At 49.6% G+C, this 19505-nt stretch carries 16 protein-coding genes; 13 read left to right on the top strand and 3 right to left on the bottom strand.

Annotated elements, in window-relative coordinates:
- The first annotated feature begins 13 nt into the window (after positions 1-13).
- The 11 genes from AB3Y96_RS14575 to AB3Y96_RS14525 all read left to right on the top strand — a co-directional run bounded on the left by AB3Y96_RS14575 (position 14) and on the right by AB3Y96_RS14525 (position 12995).
- On the top strand, positions 14-520 hold the full coding sequence (locus tag AB3Y96_RS14575; protein WP_168780201.1) for an MltR family transcriptional regulator: 507 nt from the start codon (positions 14-16) through the stop codon (positions 518-520).
- Between the two features lie 3 nt (positions 521-523).
- Positions 524-1246, top strand: coding sequence for a nucleoside/nucleotide kinase family protein (locus tag AB3Y96_RS14570; protein WP_072309877.1), 723 nt, complete (start codon positions 524-526; stop codon positions 1244-1246).
- A 290-nt stretch (positions 1247-1536) separates the two neighbouring features.
- Positions 1537-3216 carry a 2-succinyl-5-enolpyruvyl-6-hydroxy-3-cyclohexene-1-carboxylic-acid synthase gene (gene menD, locus AB3Y96_RS14565; protein WP_367299539.1) on the top strand — a complete coding sequence of 560 codons (1680 nt, stop codon included), beginning with the start codon at positions 1537-1539 and terminating at the stop codon, positions 3214-3216.
- Positions 3217-3251: 35 nt separating this feature from the next.
- Positions 3252-4004, top strand: coding sequence for a 2-succinyl-6-hydroxy-2,4-cyclohexadiene-1-carboxylate synthase (menH, locus tag AB3Y96_RS14560; protein ID WP_367300327.1), 753 nt, complete (start codon positions 3252-3254; stop codon positions 4002-4004).
- A gap of 13 nt (positions 4005-4017) precedes the next feature.
- The gene (menB, locus tag AB3Y96_RS14555) at positions 4018-4875 is read left to right on the top strand and encodes a 1,4-dihydroxy-2-naphthoyl-CoA synthase (RefSeq protein ID WP_025797973.1); all 858 of its coding nucleotides are present in this window, start codon (positions 4018-4020) and stop codon (positions 4873-4875) included.
- Complete coding sequence (gene menC, locus AB3Y96_RS14550) at positions 4875-5846, top strand: o-succinylbenzoate synthase (protein WP_367299538.1); 972 nt, start codon at positions 4875-4877, stop codon at positions 5844-5846. The genes menB and menC overlap by 1 nt, the downstream gene beginning before the upstream one ends.
- Position 5847: 1 nt before the next feature.
- On the top strand, positions 5848-7230 hold the full coding sequence (gene menE / locus AB3Y96_RS14545; RefSeq protein ID WP_367299537.1) for an o-succinylbenzoate--CoA ligase: 1383 nt from the start codon (positions 5848-5850) through the stop codon (positions 7228-7230).
- A 646-nt stretch (positions 7231-7876) separates the two neighbouring features.
- Entirely contained in the window at positions 7877-8422 is a 546-nt protein-coding gene (locus AB3Y96_RS14540; RefSeq protein ID WP_072309881.1) for a fimbrial protein, read from the top strand.
- Positions 8423-8531: 109 nt separating this feature from the next.
- Positions 8532-11081, top strand: coding sequence for a fimbria/pilus outer membrane usher protein (locus tag AB3Y96_RS14535; RefSeq protein WP_367299536.1), 2550 nt, complete (start codon positions 8532-8534; stop codon positions 11079-11081).
- 12 nt (positions 11082-11093) lie between these two features.
- Complete coding sequence (locus AB3Y96_RS14530) at positions 11094-11816, top strand: molecular chaperone (protein WP_367299535.1); 723 nt, start codon at positions 11094-11096, stop codon at positions 11814-11816.
- A gap of 12 nt (positions 11817-11828) precedes the next feature.
- Entirely contained in the window at positions 11829-12995 is a 1167-nt protein-coding gene (locus AB3Y96_RS14525) for a fimbrial protein (RefSeq protein WP_367299534.1), read from the top strand.
- Between the two features lie 81 nt (positions 12996-13076).
- Here the strand turns inward: AB3Y96_RS14525 and AB3Y96_RS14520 are convergent, their stop codons facing one another.
- Positions 13077-14510: a catalase gene (locus AB3Y96_RS14520; protein WP_367299533.1), complete on the bottom strand. Its 1434-nt coding sequence runs from the start codon at positions 14508-14510 to the stop codon at positions 13077-13079.
- Between the two features lie 389 nt (positions 14511-14899).
- Here AB3Y96_RS14520 and AB3Y96_RS14515 point away from each other — a divergent pair, with 389 nt between their 5' ends.
- Positions 14900-15445 carry a YfaZ family outer membrane protein gene (locus AB3Y96_RS14515; RefSeq protein WP_367299532.1) on the top strand — a complete coding sequence of 182 codons (546 nt, stop codon included), beginning with the start codon at positions 14900-14902 and terminating at the stop codon, positions 15443-15445.
- 219 nt (positions 15446-15664) lie between these two features.
- Here AB3Y96_RS14515 and trpS read toward each other — a convergent pair whose 3' ends face one another.
- Both trpS and tyrP read right to left on the bottom strand, forming a co-directional pair.
- Positions 15665-16690, bottom strand: a complete 1026-nt coding sequence (gene trpS, locus AB3Y96_RS14510; protein ID WP_367299531.1) for a tryptophan--tRNA ligase — start codon at positions 16688-16690, stop codon at positions 15665-15667.
- A 180-nt stretch (positions 16691-16870) separates the two neighbouring features.
- Entirely contained in the window at positions 16871-18082 is a 1212-nt protein-coding gene (gene tyrP / locus AB3Y96_RS14505) for a tyrosine transporter TyrP (protein ID WP_072309908.1), read from the bottom strand.
- 210 nt (positions 18083-18292) lie between these two features.
- On the opposite strand from tyrP, the gene AB3Y96_RS14500 reads away from it, so the two are divergent.
- Complete coding sequence (locus AB3Y96_RS14500) at positions 18293-19486, top strand: nicotinamide mononucleotide deamidase-related protein YfaY (RefSeq protein WP_367299530.1); 1194 nt, start codon at positions 18293-18295, stop codon at positions 19484-19486.
- The last annotated feature ends 19 nt before the right edge of the window (positions 19487-19505 follow it).

Here is a 19505-nt window from a genome sequence, read left to right as displayed (position 1 = left end):
CGCAATGATATCGATGGATGAAGATAAAATTATTGAGCTGCTTGAGTCGGAGAAAGAGCTTAGTGGATTTATGGCTCAGGCAAATCAGATCCTTTATTCTACATTACGTTATTTTTTACCTTACGTATTTGTCAGCGATCCTGATATCCAAGAGTATGCTGTTAAGCCGTTATTGGCCAAAGCAGGTCCGTTGGACGATATCTATGTTGCATTACGGTTGATCTATGCTTTGGGACAGATGCGCAGAGAAGTTTATGCAGATATATTTAGTTTTATTCAGTTTAATGAATATATTTACTCGCGTGCGAAAACGATGCCTTTCGATCATGAAATGGTTTATGAGTTTATTAATAATCTTCGCACCATCAGTGAGACGGATTTTTCAGTTCGTGCTGTTAATGAAATGCGCTTTGCAGACTTCGCTATATATAGCCGTACGCGTTGCATTTCTCTGATTAAAACTAGCCTGTCATTAGCCGTAATGACCATCGTTAAAGAATTAGATCCTGCGAGAGCCTGAAGCATGAAACTTAATTTAAGCGTTAATGGGTTAACTTATCCGGCCTATTTTTCAGACGATGAAATTGAACATCTCCATTTGCCTTGGCTTCAATACTTAACACAGCAACAAAAATTGTTAGAAAGGCGAATTATCGTTTTTCTGGCGGCTCCGCCGGGAGTGGGGAAATCAACGCTGTGTGGATTATGGCAATGGCTAAGCGAACAGTATCCTGAGCTTTCAGCGCTACAAGGGCTCGCTATGGATGGTTTTCACCATTATAACCGTGATTTGCAGATCGCAGGATTGAGTCACAAAAAAGGGGCTCCCGAAACCTTTGATTTAGCCTTGTTGCAACGCTATTTAGGTCAGCTACAAAACCCTAATGCACTCTGGCCGATTTACGATCGCCAGCTACATGAACCGGTGATGGATATGGTCGAAGTGAAAGCGCCGATTGTGGTAGTTGAGGGGAATTGGCTCCTGCTTAATGAGGAGGGCTGGAGGGATTTGTCTCGTTACGCTGATGTATCGCTGTTTATTTCAGCCTCACCGCAGTTACTTAAATCTCGCTTAGTCGGGCGTAAAGTTGCTGGTGGGCAATCCAGCGAAAATGCGGAAGCATTTTATGCCATGACGGATGGGCCTAACGTACAGCGGGTGCTCAATGAGAGCTTAACGGCCGACATGCGCTGGCAGATGGCAACCGATGGGAGCTATCACACTTCTATTCCCTCTATTGTCTAATCTGTAGCGTCTCATCTCAATCCAAAAGCCAGACGGATCCTCTGGCTTCATATACTCCCCTTAGCTGATTGTGGTCTTGGGCTCGCTGGTGTAACATGTTGCACGCGTAATCCCTTTTGATTTTCTTTCAAAAACATGAAGTTACTCTACGTTATGGTTTTGTAAGACATAGTTTTGTAAGACCTTCAAATTGCGAACAAATTAACGGCTTTACCATTCTCGAGCTCAGATGGGTTTCGGTAGGTGGACTAAGCTGAGAAAACCCTTTTTAACCAGACTGCTGAGCCGCCATGTCGACAAGTGTATTTAACCGCCACTGGGCCGCGTTGTTACTGGAGGCGTTAACCCGCCACGGTGTTCGCCATATCTGTATTGCTCCCGGCTCCCGTTCTACGCCACTGACGCTTGCGGCGGCGGCTAATTCCCAGCTTATTTGTCATACGCATTTTGATGAGCGTGGCTTGGGCCATTTAGCGCTTGGGCTGGCGAAAGCTTCCGGCGAACCGGTTGCCGTTATCGTCACATCGGGCACGGCGGTTGCGAATCTGTACCCTGCTCTGATTGAGGCGGGCCTGACCGGCGAACGTCTGGTTATGCTGACCGCCGATCGTCCGCCAGAGCTTATCGACTGCGGCGCCAATCAGGCCATTCGTCAAAACGGCATTTTTGCATCTCATCCTAAACAAACTCTGAACCTGCCAAGGCCGACGCCTGATATTCCCGCTCGCTGGCTGGCTTCGGCCATTGATAGCGCGATGGCGCAGCTGAGCCATGGTGCATTGCATGTGAACTGTCCTTTTGCTGAACCGCTGTATGGTGATGACGATGGTTCCGCCGATGCGTGGTCGAAAACGCTGGGCGAATGGTGGCAAGATCCTCGTCCGTGGCTGCGTGAGACAGATCTGCATGCGCGCACTGCGGTAAAACAGCCCGACTGGTTTTACTGGCGGCAAAAACGCGGTGTGATCTTAGCGGGCAGAATGAGCGCCGAAGAGGGCGATCAAGTTTCTCAATGGGCTGAACTGCTCGGCTGGCCGCTGATTGGCGATGTTTTATCGCAGAGCGGTCAACCTTTGCCGTGTGCGGATTTATGGCTGGCCAACCCAAAAGCTCAGGCATTATTGGAGCAGGCGCAGGTGGTTATCCAGTTCGGCAGTAGCCTGACGGGCAAGCGTCTGTTGCAGTGGCAGGCAAGCAGCCAACCGCAAGAATATTGGCTGATTGATCCGTTAGAAGGGCGATTGGATCCTGCGAATCACTATGGTCGCCGCGTGATCGCGTCTATCGCGGATTGGTTGGCGCTGCACCCCGCGCAGCCACGTGCTCCGTGGGCACCGGAGCTGGAACTGTTGGCAGATACTGCCCAGCAGTGCGTGACTGAATATCTGGATGAGCATTTTGGCGAGGCGCAGGTGGCGCAGCGCATCCCTGAATTATTGCCTGAGAATGGTCAGCTGTTCGTCGGTAATAGCCTGATTGTTCGACTGATTGATGCGTTTGCCCAACTTCCTGCTGGGTATCCGGTTTATAGCAACCGTGGCGCAAGCGGCATCGATGGGTTGATTTCTACTGCGGCGGGCGTACAGCGCGCCACGGCGAAACCGACGCTGGCGATCGTTGGCGATCTCTCCGCGCTTTACGATCTCAATGCCTTAGCGCTTTTGCGCCACTGTTCTGCGCCGACGGTATTTATCGTGGTAAATAACAATGGCGGACAGATTTTCTCTATGCTGCCAACGCCAGAAGCTGAGCGTGAACGCTTTTATCTGATGCCGCAGGACGTGGAGTTCCAGCATGCCGCCGCGATGTTCAAACTGGCCTATGCCCAGCCACAAAGTTGGGATGATCTGGTTGATGCGGTGCAGCAAGGCTGGCGTCGTACGGGGGCCACGCTCATTGAGCTGCAGGTTTCTCCTAGTGAAGGCGCGGAAACGCTGGGCGATCTGCTTGCTCAGGTAAAAGCGCTGTGATTTTGGCCGCGACATACCTCCTTTGCGGTTCAAACATTGCGGCTCAAACGCAGGCGGGATCTTCTCTGACTTTAGTCTGGTTGCATGGTTTTCTGGGCGAAGGCAGCGAGTGGCGAGATTTTGCCTCTCAGCTGCCCGAGTTTTCACATCTGCTGGTTGATCTCCCCGGCCACGGTCGTTCGGCGCAGCTCTGCGCAGACGGTTTTACCGCCGTCGATGCCGCTTTGCGTGACACCTTGGCGCATTATGATATTTCATCCTATGCGCTTATTGGCTATTCATTGGGCGGGCGGGTGGCGATGTACCACGCAGCCCAGCATCCCAAAGGATTAAAAGCCTTGCTGGTGGAAGGCGGTAATCCGGGGCTGAAAACGCAAGCTGAGCGGGTGGCCAGAATTGAAAACGACGCACGCTGGGCCGAGCGTTTTCGGCAACAGCCGATGTCGGATGTTCTTCAGGCATGGTATCAGCAGCCAGTATTTGCCGAGCTGAGTGAACATGAGCGTCACCGTTTGATTACATTACGCGCGGCGCAGAACGGCGAGCCTTTGGCTACAATGCTTGAGTCAACGTCGTTGGGCAAACAGCCGCGACTTACCGCGCAGCTAAAAACGCTGGCGGTTCCGTTTATCTATTTATGCGGCGAGCGTGACGCTAAGTTTCAGCAGCTTGCCGCCGAATCTGATTTGCCGGTACGTGTTATTACAGACGCCGGACATAACGCACATCGCGCCAATCCTGACGAGTTTGTTGCTCAGGTGCGCGACTTTTTTACCCCACTTCTTTAACAGGAATCTGACTATGCTGTATCCAAGCGAACAAGAGCTGTATGCACCGATTGAGTGGCAGGACTGCTCTGCTGATTTTGAAGATATTCTCTACCATAAATCGGCAGACGGTATCGCTAAAATCACCATCAACCGCCCGCAGGTGCGCAACGCTTTCCGCCCTCAGACGGTTAAAGAGATGATTCAGGCCATGTCTGATGCGCGCTATGACGACCATATCGGCACCATCATTCTAACCGGCGCAGGCGATAAAGCGTTTTGCTCCGGCGGTGACCAAAAGGTTCGCGGCGACTACGGCGGCTATAAAGATGCCAGCGGCACTCATCACCTGAACGTGCTGGATTTCCAGCGTCAGATCCGTACCTGTCCTAAACCCGTTGTGGCGGCGGTAGCGGGTTACTCCATCGGTGGCGGTCACGTGCTGCACATGATGTGCGATTTGACCATTGCAGCAGAAAATGCGGTCTTTGGTCAGACCGGGCCTAAAGTCGGTTCCTTCGACGGTGGCTGGGGTGCTTCTTATATGGCGCGTATCGTCGGCCAGAAAAAAGCACGCGAAATCTGGTTCCTGTGCCGTCAGTACAACGCACAAGAAGCGTTGGATATGGGCTTGGTTAACACCGTGGTGCCTTTAGCCGATCTGGAAAAAGAAACCGTGCGCTGGTGTCGTGAAATGCTGCGCAATAGCCCAATGGCGCTGCGCTGCCTGAAAGCTGCCTTGAACGCAGACTGCGACGGTCAAGCCGGTCTACAAGAGTTGGCAGGTAACGCAACCATGCTGTTCTACATGACCGATGAAGGTCAGGAAGGGCGCAACGCGTTTAACGAAAAACGTGAACCCGATTTCTCTAAATTCAAGCGTAATCCGTAATGCGACAGGTCACACTTTACCGTTACAGCCTGCCTATGGATGCAGGCGTCATTCTGCGCAACCAGCGGCTAAAAACTCGTGACGGGTTGATAGTGTGCCTGCGCGAGGGTGAACAGGAAGGTTGGGGCGAAATCGCCCCTTTGCCTGAGTTTAGTGATGAGACGCTCGAACAGGCACAGGAAGCTGCGCTGGCTGATTTGCAGCAGTGGGCCGCAGGTCAGCAGCTAACTGACAATGCGCTACCTTCAGTGGCGTTTGGTTTGAGCTGCGCGTTGGCTGAGCTTTCAGGCTTGCTGCCAACGGAAGCTAACTATCGCAAAGCGCCTCTGTGCTCCGGCGACCCTGACGAACTGTTTGCGGTGCTGCAAGCTATTCCCGGCGAGAAAGTGGCCAAGGTGAAAGTCGGTTTGTACGAAGCGGTACGCGACGGCATGGTGGTTAACGTGCTGCTCGAAGCGCTGCCCGATCTGAAACTGCGTTTGGATGCCAACCGCAGCTGGACACGGGCTAAAGCCGATGGATTTGCCAAATATGTGAATCCTGAATGGCGCAACCGTATCGCGTTTCTGGAAGAACCGTGCAAAACCCGCGATGAGTCGCGTGATTTTGCGCGCCAAACCGGCATTGCGATTGCGTGGGATGAAAGCGTGCGTGAGCCCGATTTTCGCGTTGAAGCCGAAGAGGGCGTGGCGGCCATTGTGATTAAACCGACCTTAACCGGCAGTTTGCAGCGCTGTCAGCAGCTAATTTCACAGGCGCATCAAGTGGGGCTAGACGCGGTGATTAGCTCCAGCATCGAGTCTAGCCTTGGTCTAACTCAACTGGCGCACGTGGCGGCATGGTTGACGCCGAATACGGTACCCGGTTTGGATACGTTAGATTTGATGCAGGCGCAGCTTATCCGCCCTTGGCCGGAAAACAGCTTGCCGTTGCAGGACGTTTCTTCATTAGATGTGGTATGGCGTTCTTAGCATGACAGCAAAGATTTATCCTGCGTTTACCGACTGGCCTTGGCAGCACTGGGCCAGTCACACCCCCGAACATACGGCGTTGCTTCTAGAAAGCACGCCGGTGAGTTGGCGGGTTTTGAGTCAAAAGATCGGTCAGTTAGCGTCGAGCTTTATGCACCAAGGCGTCACTGCTGATGCCATCGTCGCCGTTCGCGGCAAGAATAGCGCTGAGCTGCTGCTGGCTTATTTAGCCGTTTTGCAATGTGGTGCACGGGTTCTGCCGCTTAATCCGCAGTTGCCCGACGCTCTGCTGAGCGAACTGTTGCCCCAGCTCAATGTTGATTATGGCTATAGCCCAGACGGTGAGTTCCGCTGGCCAAACGGTATTGCGGTGCTGAGCGCGTCGGATGCTGATCCTGTTGAATTACCGTCGTGGCAAGCGCAGCGCTTAGCAACGCTGACGCTAACCTCAGGGTCAACGGGAATGCCGAAAGCCGCCGCACATAGTTTTCAGGCGCATCTGTCTAGCGCGGCGGGTGTCTTGTCATTGATGCCCTTAGAGCAAGACGATAGCTGGCTGCTTTCATTGCCATTATTCCACGTGTCTGGGCAAGGCATCGTGTGGCGCTGGTTGCTTGCCGGCGCGAGCTTGGCGGTGCGCAATATGCATCCGCTGGATGAGGCTCTACGTGGCTGTACTCATGCTTCATTAGTGCCGACTCAGCTGTGGCGCTTGCTGAATCAGCCTGAAACGACGTTGACGCTGAAAGACGTTTTGCTCGGTGGTGCGATGATCCCGGTTGATTTAACCCAGCAGGCGGAAGCTCGTGGTATCCGCTGCTGGTGTGGTTATGGTTTGACCGAGATGGCGTCAACCGTGTGTGCTAAACGCGCCGATGCTTTGCCTGGCGTGGGGTTGCCGCTTACGGGGCGTGAACTGATGCTGGCTGACGGCGAGATCCTACTGCGGGGCGATAACATGGCATCGGGTTACTGGCGCGATGGGCATTTATTCCCCTTAGCCGACGCGGACGGTTGGTTTCATACCCGCGATCGCGGCGAGATGCAAAATGGTGAGTTGAGAATTATTGGCCGACTCGACAACCTGTTTTTCAGCGGTGGCGAGGGCATTCAGCCAGAAGATGTCGAACGTGTTCTGCTGACTCACCCCGATATTCAGCAGGCGTTTGTGCTGCCGGTGGACGATTGTGAGTTTGGTCAGCGGCCAGTTGCGGTTATTGAAACCCGAGAAGCGCTGGATTTGTCCTCGCTGGCTCAGTGGATTCAAGGAAAGCTAGCCCGTTTCCAACAGCCTATTCGTTACTACCTTCTCCCCGAAGCCCTAAAACAGGGGGGGATTAAAATCTCGCGTAAGCAAATAGCAATGTGGCTATCTAACCTATAGCAAAAACTCTGAGTAAATTTTGCTCAGAGTTTGTTATGAATGAGTGTTCTGTGTTGATTTTTTTATAGTATTAATTTATGAGTCCCTTCCTTTTATTCCTGCTAACAAATGAATTAAAATTCCATGTATTTCAAAATCATAATAAATGAATATAATCGATGCATGTTTGGAATGCATTAAGCAATCATTAATGCATTGCTAAATAACGGAGTTTTATCATTATGGATATTTAGGTGAATGTATGCAACGTAATTTTTACTTATGTTACATACGGCTGTATCGGTTTTTTTCTTTATACTTATTCTATGTCGCCATATTTAAATTAATCTGCTCGTTTTAGCGTTATGCAATTGGCCAAAAAATGATTTTTTCTTTGCTGCTTTAATCGTTTAGGTATGCCTTATTGATGCATTTAAAACGCTAGAGGCTAGTTTCTTAACAGAAATGTGTTAATTGGATAGATTGTTAATTTGAATTTTATTTTCAATATTTATTGTGACTAACAAATGAATTAAATTTTTATGTATTCCAAAATTGTAATTCATACATATAATTTATTGGTGGTTAGCACTCATGCATTTTGGCTTTACGCATGTGTGAACTAAAAAATGGATTGTTTTATCTTTATGGATAGCAAGGTGAATTTATGAAATATAAGCTTTTAGTTTTATCAATGTTAGCAGCAAGTTCATTCTCTGCGCTTGCCTCTGATGGCGATATTACCTTCGTGGGAACAGTATCTGCTTCGGCATGTACGTTAAAGGGTTTCAATGGAGATACGGTAACATCTGATGCCGCAATGACACTCCCCACGGTAACACCATCTTCGTTTAATTCTGCATTTGGCTATGCAGGGATGATGGATTTTACGATTGACCTTAAAGACTGTGATAAGACCACGTTAAGCAATGCGGAGGTAACGTTCAGCGGTTCACCCGATGCGGTTGATAATAATATTCTGAAAAATGGAAGCAGCTCAAACCCAGCAACAGGCGTTGGTGTAGCCTTGCTGGAGAATGATGGTACTACGCTGGTTGATATTAACGGTGGCAAACCTTCTAAGCCACAGGCTTTATCAACAGGTAATACAACATTGCGTTTCAAAGTTGCCTACAAGGCTAATACCTCTACTCCGGAAGTCAGTGCGGGTAGTGTAACGGCAAAAACTTTCATTGATATTATGTATAACTAAAAGGTTCTGTCTGCTCGTTTTATCCCGATCATAAATAATTTAAATGAGATGTCGTTATTTGAATTATTTTGGAGCCTTTTGTTAATGAGTTTAAAGCGGAACAATAGTGATGAGGATTCATTTTTTATTCATAATGAGATTTATCATTATTGTCTCTGCTTTTTTTTCATTGCATGCAATTGCCAGCGAAGAAAAAAATTCGATTTCAACGGATAGTGCTGAATTTGACGCTGATTTTTTACGCAAAAATACGCAAGAAATACCGCAGCAGTTTTATCATCCTGATCAAATTGAACCAGGAACGAATACCGTCGATATTGTTTTGAATGGGCACTCCGTGTTTAAAACAAAAGTCGAATTTATTTCCATGTCAAAAAATAAAAGCGCTGAGCCGTGTTTAACATTTGCGCTATTACATCAAATAAGACTCGATCATGAATTGCCTGAACAAGGAAAAAGTGCGAGTGAAACATGTTATGACCTTGTCGCTAAGTGGCCTGATGCAAAAGTAAAATACGACGCTGCTATGCAGCAACTTATTATCACGGCGCCACAGGCTGCAATGAATGTGGCAACCCAAAGTGAAATGATTGACCCTTCTTTGTGGGACAAGGGAGTCAATGCGCTACGTTTAGGTTATTCCAGCTACGTTTATCATACCGAAAATCACAATAGTAACAGCTCTGACAATGACAGCAGCGATACGGCATATCTAAGCCTGAATTCTGGTGTGAATCTGGGTGACTGGCGTTTTTATAGCTTTGATACTTTTAATAAATCTGAATTGGGTTGGGAGCAAAACCACGATCGCGCCTATGCAGAACGCGATATTGCCTCACTGGTTTCTCGCTTCACCGTCGGCGATGTTTATGCCAGCACATCAAGCGATGTGTTAGGTATTTTACCCGTGCGAGGCATGACGCTTGAGACCAATAATCAGATGCTGCCTGCCGATACTTTCAGCTACTCACCGGTTATCCGTGGTGTTGCACGAACCAATGCGCGAGTCGTGATCCGCCAGCGTGGAAATATTATTTATAGCCAAACGGTGGCACCGGGTAGTTTTGCTATTCATGACTTAAATAATGGGCAAATTGGGGCTGATTTAGATGTCACGGTTGAGGAGAGTGATGGGAGCAAGCAGCAATTTACCGTTCCTTATACATCACTGCCGGATATGTTGAGGCCAGGAACATGGCGCTATGGTTTGAGCGCGGGCCGGTATCGAGATGATAGTCTTTCTTATAATCCCCTAGTAGTGCAAGGAAACTTGCAGTACGGCTTTGATAGATTGACGTTAAGCGACCTTATTGTTGCCGGTGAAGGATACCAATCAACCGCGTTGAGTGCTGCTTTCAACCTCGGTTACTTGGGCAGCGTATCGCTAGATTGGGCCTTTGAGCGCCATCAAAAAGCATCAGATGGCGATCCACAATCGTTTAATGATGACACCGCGTATCGAATCGGCGATAGCGGGAGAGCACTGCGGTTGCTGTATGCACGCCGTTTCGACAGCACGGATACGTCATTGCAATTAATGGGCTATCGCTACCAATCTGCTAGTTTTATGGATTTCCCTGAGTACGCCAGTTGGCGCTGGGGAAATGATGACTCGCGCTACCAGCGTAAAAGCGAAATTCAAGCCACGCTTAATCAGGGGCTTGGCGAGTTTGGTAACGGCTATTTTACGCTGCAACGCGATAATTATTATGATTCAAGTGCCGCTGATACGTCATTAACGATGGGATATAGCTTTAACATCGGCTCAGCGAATATTGGCATGAGCTATAACTACCAGATGAATTCCAGTTCAGGTAGTGATGTCGATCCCAACCGTCAGTTCTCATTGAATGTGTCTGTGCCTTGGGATTTGGGTGAAAAAAGAAGCCGTAATGTGTCGTTTAGCACCAGTAGCAGCAATCATTCCGGTGATACCCAGATGGCAACGGTATCAGGGTCTGAGCTGGATAACGCATTAAGCTACGCACTTTCGGCTCAGCATAACAGCGACGGGTATTCGCCTATAGCGTCGATGGCTTACCGTAATAGCGTCGCCAATATGAGTGCGAGCGCAAGCATGGGGCAGGGAAGCCGGCAATATTCTGCCGGGCTTTCTGGCGGGGTAGTTGCCTATAGCGGAGGGGTGGTTTTATCTCAGATGTTGGGGGATACCATCGCCATCGTTGAAACGCCAGGGGCACAAAATATCAGCATAGAAGGACAACCGGGTGTATCGACAAACCGTTGGGGGTTAGCGGTTGTGCCATCAATTTCGCCTTATCGAGATAATGCGCTGTCGCTAGATTCTCGTCATGCTGATGATAACGTTGAGTTACTGGACTCGGGCGACAATGTGGTTCCTACGCATGGTGCCGTTGTGGTTCGTCGTTTCCAGACAAAGGTTGGGCGCAGGGCGATCGTGATGTTATCACTGACTAACGGTAAACCAGCCCCCTTTGGTGCCAGTGTATGGCAAGGGAAGGAGCAGGTTGGCATGGTTGCTGATAATGGATTGCTGTATCTGAATGGGATCTTGGCCGATGGCGATACAACATTGCATGTGACATTGGAGAATGAAAGTCAGTGCCAATTTGTTTTGCCTGCGGCAAAAGATTCTTCTGAACCTTGGTATCAACAAATCAACGCGATTTGTGGCTAATAAGAGAAATATATGAATTTAAGCAAAAAAGTTGTGGTACCTATGCTCATAGGTCTTTTTATCGCTGCCAGCGGCGCTCAGGCCGCAGTACGCCCATCCTTGACGCGCATTGTTGCACTTGAAAGCGACAAAGAAACACCGATTAAACTTATTAATGATGATAAAAGCCATGATTACTTAGTGCAGTCGTGGATTGAAGATCAGCAAGGTAACGATAAAGGTTTGCCGCTAATTTTGACTCCGCCGTTATTCAAAATTAGTGCCGGACGAGAAGGGCGACTGCGGATGGTGATATTGCCAGGAAAAATACCGCAGGATCGTGAGTCAGTATATTGGCTGTGGATCCAAGAAATTCCGCCCGTTAGCAAAAGCAAAGAAAATCAATTACAGCTGGCCGTCCGTACGCGATTGAAAGTGTTTGTACGTCCAACCGATTTGAAAGAGAAATCGGCGGATACGCTAAAAGCGCTGACATGGCAGGTCAGCCATGACGGCGGAAAGGCATGGTTGGTAGCGAAAAACCCGACTGAATATTACGCAAGTTTCTCTGAGCTATCCGTGAGCAACGCAGGTAAGCAGCTGCCTATATCTGGAAAAAATACGATGGTGCCCGCAAAGGGGGAAGCTCGTTATACGTTACCCGCTGGCGTGGCTGGAAGTGGCCAGCTCAATTATTCTTTGATTAATGATTTTGGTGGTGACACACCGATATTGCATCAGACAGTGACGTTCTAACGGAGAACGACGATGAGAAAAAGGTGGCTGGCTCAAGCGGTGTTGATGAGCATTGTTGTATTGCTGGGAGGCGTCATTCCGCGCATGACTTGGGCCGGCGCTTTACGCTGCACAATTAACACCGGTGGAGCCGCTCCCTTCGCGCCCTATACTCGTGAAAATCCCATCGCGGTTGATCAAGATACACCCGATTATACCGTCGTGCTTGCTCTCGATTACGCGCAGTTCTTGCCGAACATGAGGCTAAGCTGTACCACTGATGGCCAAGAGGTAGCGGCTCCTGCGGGATTTGATGGCAATATTTCGTTGAGTCTGAGTGCAATCAATGACACTGCGCTGGACTGGACGGGAGAGGCTCAAACCAATAATAACGGTATTAAGCTTAAACTTTATATTAAAGCGGTATCCTATAACGATGAAACGCTGGCAAATAGCTATCCACCCGCTAAATTGGCCACAAGGAAGTTTCTTGGCGTTGAGTATCCTATTATTAACGGCAAAGACGATACCACGCTGTTTGAATTTGGCGCTCAATATAATGCGGATAAAAGTTTATATAAATTTGATGAGACGCATAATTATGCCATTGAGTCCATGCGTGCCGAATTAGTGAAGCTTGGTTGGATAGACTATAGTGCGCTCCCGGTTATTCCAGCCGGTGCACATCTTACTTTTACCGTCGACGGCATGTCAGGTTTGGCGACGGTTGATGTTCCCTTAGGCTCCGGGGTGTATATGGCTGCGCCATCATGCAGTTTAGATTCGGCGCATCAAACGGTTGAGTTAGGCAATTTTAATAAGCGTAGCTCGGGGGCGTTTCCCCAAGAAGGGGCGCAAACACAGTTTGGCATTGGATTTACCTGTAGCAGCTATACCAATAATGTTGAATTTACCTTTGATGATGCCAATTCAATCTTAAAAGGCAGTGATAAATTAGTGGCGCATAGCGAGGCTAACGGGAAAAAACTCAGCGGGATCGCGGTTTCGCTCTATGACGCGCAAGGGAACCCCGTCGTCATGGGAACTAAGCAACATATTGGCAGCGCTCAGCAAGGAGCAAATACGGCTTATTATCAAGCCGCCATTGTGCAAACAGCTGCAGAGATCTCGGATTCTTCTTCTGCTAACTTTGCGGGTAAAATTACCGCCAAAGCGAACGTGACCATTACTTATTATTGATTACGGTGAATTAGCGGATAAAAAAACAGGAGCCTAAAGGCTCCTGTTTACGTTTATAGCTTCAAGCATGGAGAGGCGCGATTACTGCCCCAATGCCTTCATGATGCCGGCAGCATAGTCAGGGTGGATCTGTGCAAAATGGCACAAAGCTCGTTTCTGAATAGCTTCAGGTACCTGAGATAACTCGCCTGCGATACGGGTGTACATGCGCTGATGTTCTTCTTCACTCAGCAAATTAAACAGTGCACGAGGCTGAGTGTAGTAGTCGGTGTCTTCGCGGTGATTCCAGTGATCCGCAGCACCTTCGATGGTTAGCGGTGGTTCGCTGAAATCAGGCTGCTCTTGGAATAGACCAAAGCTGTTTGGCTCGTAGGTTGCACCGTTGCCGCTGTTACCGTCAACGCGCATTGCCCCATCACGATGGTAGTTGTGGAACGGGCACTGTGGCGCGTTCACCGGGATTTGGTGATGGTTTACGCCCAAACGATAGCGGTGCGCATCGCCGTATGAGAACAAACGCCCCTGCAACATTTTATCCGGGGAGAAGCTGATCCCAGGAACGACGTTGGCCGGATTCATGGCAACCTGTTCGATTTCCGCAAAGTAGTTGTCTGGGTTACGGTTCAGTTCGAAGTAACCGACATCAATCAGTGGGTAATCTTTATGTGGCCATACCTTAGTGAGGTCAAACGGGTTATAAGGCGTTTGCGCCGCTTCTTTCTCTGGCATGATCTGCACCTGCAGATTCCAGCGAGGGAAATCTTTGCGTTCGATAGCATCGTACAGATCGCGCTGTGAGCTTTCACGGTCTTTACCGATCAGCGCTTCAGCTTCGTCATCCATCAGGTTTTCAATGCCTTGCTGGCAACGGAAATGGAATTTAACCCAGAAACGCTCATTGTCGGCATTGATAAAACTGAAGGCGTGACTACCAAAACCGTGCATGTGACGGTAAGACTTCGGCAAACCACGGTCGCTGAAGTCGATGGTAAGCTGGTGGAAGGCTTCTGGCAGCTGTGAGAAGAAATCCCACTTGTAGACCGGATTACGCAGGTTGGTGCGCGGGTCACGTTTTACCACGTGATTCAGGTCAGGGAACTTCAGCGGATCGCGCAGATAGAAGATCGGTGTGTCGTTACCCACCAGATCCCAGTTACCTTCTTCGGTATAAAACTTCATGGCGAAGCCACGAATATCACGTTCTGCATCGGCAGCACCGCGTTCACCGGCGACGGTTGAGAAACGCACCATCATCGGGGTTTGTTTGCCGATTTCAGAGAAAATTTTTGCGCGAGTGTATTTGGTAATATCGTGAGTGACGGTGAATGTGCCATGTGCGCCTGATCCTTTGGCGTGCATACGACGCTCTGGAATGACTTCACGGTCAAAGTGGGCCAGTTTCTCGAGGAACCAGACGTCCTGTAACAGCATGGGGCCGCGTGGTCCTGCTGTAATAACGTTGTTGTTGTCAACAACGGGGGCGCCTGCGGCGGTGGTCAGTCCTTTTTTGCTCATTACTTCTCTCCTTCGTCAAGAGTCAGTGAATTGCTTCAACCGGGTGATACCTTTCGTTTCAGGGCGCTCGAGCTTCTGTGCCTATCACTCAGGTATTGCTCTTCAGCTAAATCCAAAATATGTAGCTGACATAAAAAGATTGCTCTGGGAAAACCGGCTTTCCATAAGTGTTCCGCGAACCAATCTAATCAATATTTGTAGACCTCTTAATGATCTCACGCAAATAGTTAAGGGTTATTAACCAGATTGCTAAAAGTTATCAGACACATAATTGGTTAATTTTTTTACAAAATTTAGAGAAGTTTTCTCTGATTCTCGTTGATGATTGGTTTAAACTCTCGCGCACCGGAATCTGAGAACCGGTCTATTTTTTTAAGGATAATCAATAAATGAAGAAGATCGTTTTGGGCTGCGCATGTGCCGCTCTTTTTTCTGCAACGGCAGCAAATGCTATCAGTATTCATGGTCAAGCGGGTGAGAACTATACGAACGTTGAAGCGGGGTTTGGCACGGATTCATCAGGTTTGTATTCCACGCTGAACTGGGCGCATAACGACGACGATGGCGATGTTGCTGGCCTTGGGCTGGGTGTTAATCTGCCATTGGGGCCTTTTCTCGTTAATGTAGGGGGCAAGGCGCTCTATCTTAACCCACAGAAAGACGGTAGCGACGGGTATGCGATTGCCGTTGGTGGTGGTTTACAGTGGCCATTAACGAAAAGTTTCTCTTTGTATGGTGAGGGATACTACTCGCCAGATTCACTGTCTAGCGGCATTAACGATTACAAAGAAGCGAGCGCAGGTCTGCGTTGGAGCGTGATCCGCCCAGTGACGATTGATGTTGGTTATCGCTATATTGAAATGTCGGGCAAAGACGGCGATCGTAATAACGTCGTGGCTGATGGTGCCTATGTGGGCGCCGGTATTGGGTTCTAAGCAACCGTAATCATTTCTGAAAAGCGCCGAGTATTCGTAATGCCGATCGTTTAAGAACTCGAGATACACGGGGCTAGCACACCGCGGGGCGCTCCGGCAGCTAAAGCTGCTACGACCCCATCGGTGTACTTCCCCTAAAATCAGGCTTAAGTGACCAGCTTACGATTATTCGGCGTTTTTTTTGTTTCTAAACGTAATGGTTTCTAAAAATAATAATTTTCAAAACATCACCGGTAATCCGAGCCCGCGTTTCACTTCGGCGAGTGTTTGTTGAGTGACCTCACGCGCTTTTTCGGTACCTGCCTGCAAGATTTCCATCAACGCCGCTTTATCGGCAATGAACTGAAGACGCCGTTCACGGATAGGCTCCAGCAGCGCCTGTAAACACGCCTCAAGCTCCTGCTTACACTGACGATCGCCCAATCCCCCACGCTGGTAGTGTTCTTTCATTGCGGCAACCAGTGCGGTGTCTGGATGGAACGCATCTAGATAGGTGAACACCACGTTGCCTTCGATTTGTCCTGGATCGCTTACGCGCAGGTGATTGGGGTCGGTATACATGGCATGAACGGCCTGACTGATTTCATCGGCGCTGGCCCCTAAGGTAAGGGTATTGCCCAATGATTTTGACATTTTGGCGTTGCCATCAATGCCCGGTAAACGACTCACCGCGCTTAACATAGCCTGACAAGGCACCAGAGTGGGTTCTGGCAATAGACTATTCATTTTATGCACGATCTCGTTGGTTTGTTCGAGCATCGGCAACTGATCGTCACCCACCGGAACGCGGTCGGCTTTGAACGCGGTAATATCGGCAGCTTGGCTGATGGGGTAAACCAAAAAACCGGTAGGCAGCGTGCGCGAAAACCCTTTCTGAGCAATTTCGGCTTTTACCGTGGGATTACGTTCCACGCGTGCCACGCTGACGATATTCATATACAGCATGGTGAGCTCAGCCAGCGCAGGCAGAGCCGACTGCAAACAGATCGTTGTTTTGGCAGGATCGATACCGACCGCCAGATAGTCGGCCATCACTTCGAAAATATTGTGGGAGATTTTTTGCGGATTGCTGCCGTTGTCGGTTAACCCTTGCAGGTCGGCAATCAGAACAAACTGCGGATACAGATCCTGCAATGCAACGCGTTGACGCAGTGAACCGATATAGTGTCCAAGATGCAACTGTCCGGTAGGACGATCGCCGGTAAGAATAGTGTGTGATGCTGAATGAGTATGACGGTCGGACATGGTAACGCTCCTGAAAAATAGTAGCCGGAGCGCGTTCTAAAAAGTCACAAGCCGCCCTCCGGCGGCTTGTATAAGATATGTTTGAATCAACAGAATCCTGTGCCGCCGCTAGATGCAGCGCCACCAACGGGCAACCTGAGAAGTTCGGATTATGCTATTCATCTTTTTACCCTATCAAATTTAACCAACAGCTGGCAATAGCCCGGATGCAATTGATAGCTGAATAGCGATGACGCAAAGACCGCACAGGAAAACCAACACCAGTGCCGGCTTTCCACCCATGACGCGATATCCCGCCTGAGGATGGTGCTTACGGGTTTGCCACACCAGCATCGACGGGATCAGCAACGCTAATACCGCCAGCGCAACTGCCGCATAGCCCAGCGCCATAACAAAGCCTTGTGGATAAAATAGGGCAAAAGCCAAAGGGGGAAGAAACGTCATTAAGCCCGTTTGCGCACGCCCAGAGGCTTTATTGCTACGCTGGAACAGATCGGCCAAATAATCAAACAGGCCCAGCGCCACGCCGAGGAAAGAGGTCGCCAGCGCTAAATCAGCAAACAGATGAACGGCAAGTTCAACATGAGGCGTTGCGACCACCTCACGAACCGCCTGTAGCAGGCCATTTAAGCCCGACTGCGCGGCGAGAATACCCACGAAAGTCGAAGAGCTAATGGCGCCCAGCGTCGCAAGCTGCCAGAAAATATAGGCGATAAGCGGGATTGCGCTTCCGGTGATAAACACCCAGCGCAGTTTGCGCAGATTGCCGTTCATATAGCTGACAATACTTGGCACGCTACCGTGGAAGCCAAAAGAGGTAAAAATAACCGGGATTGCAGAGAGCGCAAGTCCCTTTTCCAACGGCATAGTGAGAAGGTTGGCCTGATGAATATGCGGCATCATAAGCGTGAGCATAATCACCAGTAATACGATTTTGGCCGTAAACAGCACGCGGTTAAACATATCAACCGAGTGGGTGCCGATACAGACGACACCGCCAGCGATCAGGGTAAACAGCAGAACGCCAACGCTAGGTTTAATCTCAAGGGATAGCCATTGGCTCAAACTGGAGGCTAGAAGCTCGCCCGCGCCGCTGATGTAGGCTGCCGTTAGCGCATACATCAAAAACAGCATGCTAGCGCCGGTTAACCACTGACCTGAACGGCCCAGATAATGTTTGGCCAGCGTGCCCAAACCCGTATCCGCAGATTCGTGTTGATAAACCTCAACCAGCAGCAGGGCGGTGTAGCACATTAACGCCCACAGGCTGACCAGCATGATAAAGGTGGTGCCAAATCCTACGCCGGCAGCCGCAAGCGGCATGGCCAACATTCCCGCTCCGATGGTGGTGCCCGCAACGATGAAAATACTGCCAAGAGTGCGATTCTTCACGCTTTCCTCTGCATTAAGACGATCCATTACTATTTATGACCCGCAGATTAAGGGAAAATATTCTATTCGTCAAACTGGCGTTACATTTGATGTAAATAATTAATTACACCTTGTTGGGGGTTAAATTATGTTAATAAAGCATTGTGTTGTGAAAGCGCAGTTTCTAAAGTGGATACTTTAGGATTGCCATAAAATTTTCAGGAGAGGCGTATGCTACGTCTAGAAATGCTCTGTACGGGGGATGAGGTTCTACACGGCCAAATCATTGATACTAATTCCGCATGGCTGGCAGATTATCTCTTTCAGCAGGGGATCCCGATGCGTGCACGTAGCACCGTGGGTGATGCACTGGAAGATTTAGTGTCCACTCTGCAGTTACGTAGCCAATATGCAGACGTTCTGATCGTGAATGGCGGTTTAGGGCCGACCAGCGATGACCTGAGTGCGCAGGCCGCGGCAGATGCTTTAGGTGAACCCTTGGTCGAGCACCCTGAGTGGATCGCGCAGATGGAGGCCTATTTTGCTTCACGTGGGCGTCCGATGTCTGATAGCAACCGCAAACAGGCGATGATCCCAGCCAGCGCCGAGATGATTGATAATCCGGTCGGCACCGCCTGTGGCTTTGCCATTCAGCTCAACGGCTGCTGGATTTTCTTTACGCCGGGAGTGCCTTCTGAATTTAAAGTGATGGTTGAACAGCAAATTTTACCGCGTTTGCGCCAGCGTTTTACGCTATCTGAACCGCCGCTTTGTTTACGACTCACCACCTTTGGCCGCTCCGAAAGCGGTTTAGCACAGCAATTGGATTCATTACCGTTGCCGCCAAACACCACGCTTGGCTATCGTTCGTCGATGCCTATTATCGAATTAAAGTTGACCGGCCCTTCCTCCCAGCGCGAAGCAATGGTTGAAACGTGGCAGCATGTCAAAGCGGTTGCGGGTGAAAACTGTGTGTTTGAAGGGACGGCAGGCTTGCCGCACGACGTCGCTGTTCTTCTCCGCGAGCGTGGGCTACGTCTGGCGGTTAGCGAACAGTTTACCGCTGGGCTTTTAAGCTGGCAGCTACGTTCTGCCGATGCGCCTTTGGGCAATGGCGAACTGCCAGAACACGTCGGTCACAGCAGCTTGAAAGAGGTTGCGTCGCGGGCGCGCATTTTAGCGACGCACAGCGGCGTTGATTTAACGATTGCGATAGGCGAGTTGCAAGACGATTGCATCAGCGTAGTGCTGCATTCGTCACAAGAAACTTTCGGCCAAACGCTGGTTTATAGCTCACAGCGCCACAGTCAACGCATCCGTCAGGAAATGACCGCGATGCTAGCGCTGGATATGCTGCGCCGATGGTTAACGGGGCAATCGCCCTACGGTAATTATGAGTGGTTAAAGCCCACAGAGACGTTGTGATGCGTGATTAAACAATTGT

Origin of the sequence: Hafnia alvei (genome assembly GCF_964063325.1) — a bacterium.
GTDB classification, from domain to species: Bacteria; Pseudomonadota; Gammaproteobacteria; order Enterobacterales; family Enterobacteriaceae; genus Hafnia; species Hafnia alvei_B.
Note: the sequence above shows the minus strand (reverse complement) of the source record. Positions and strands in the feature narration are given on the sequence as shown.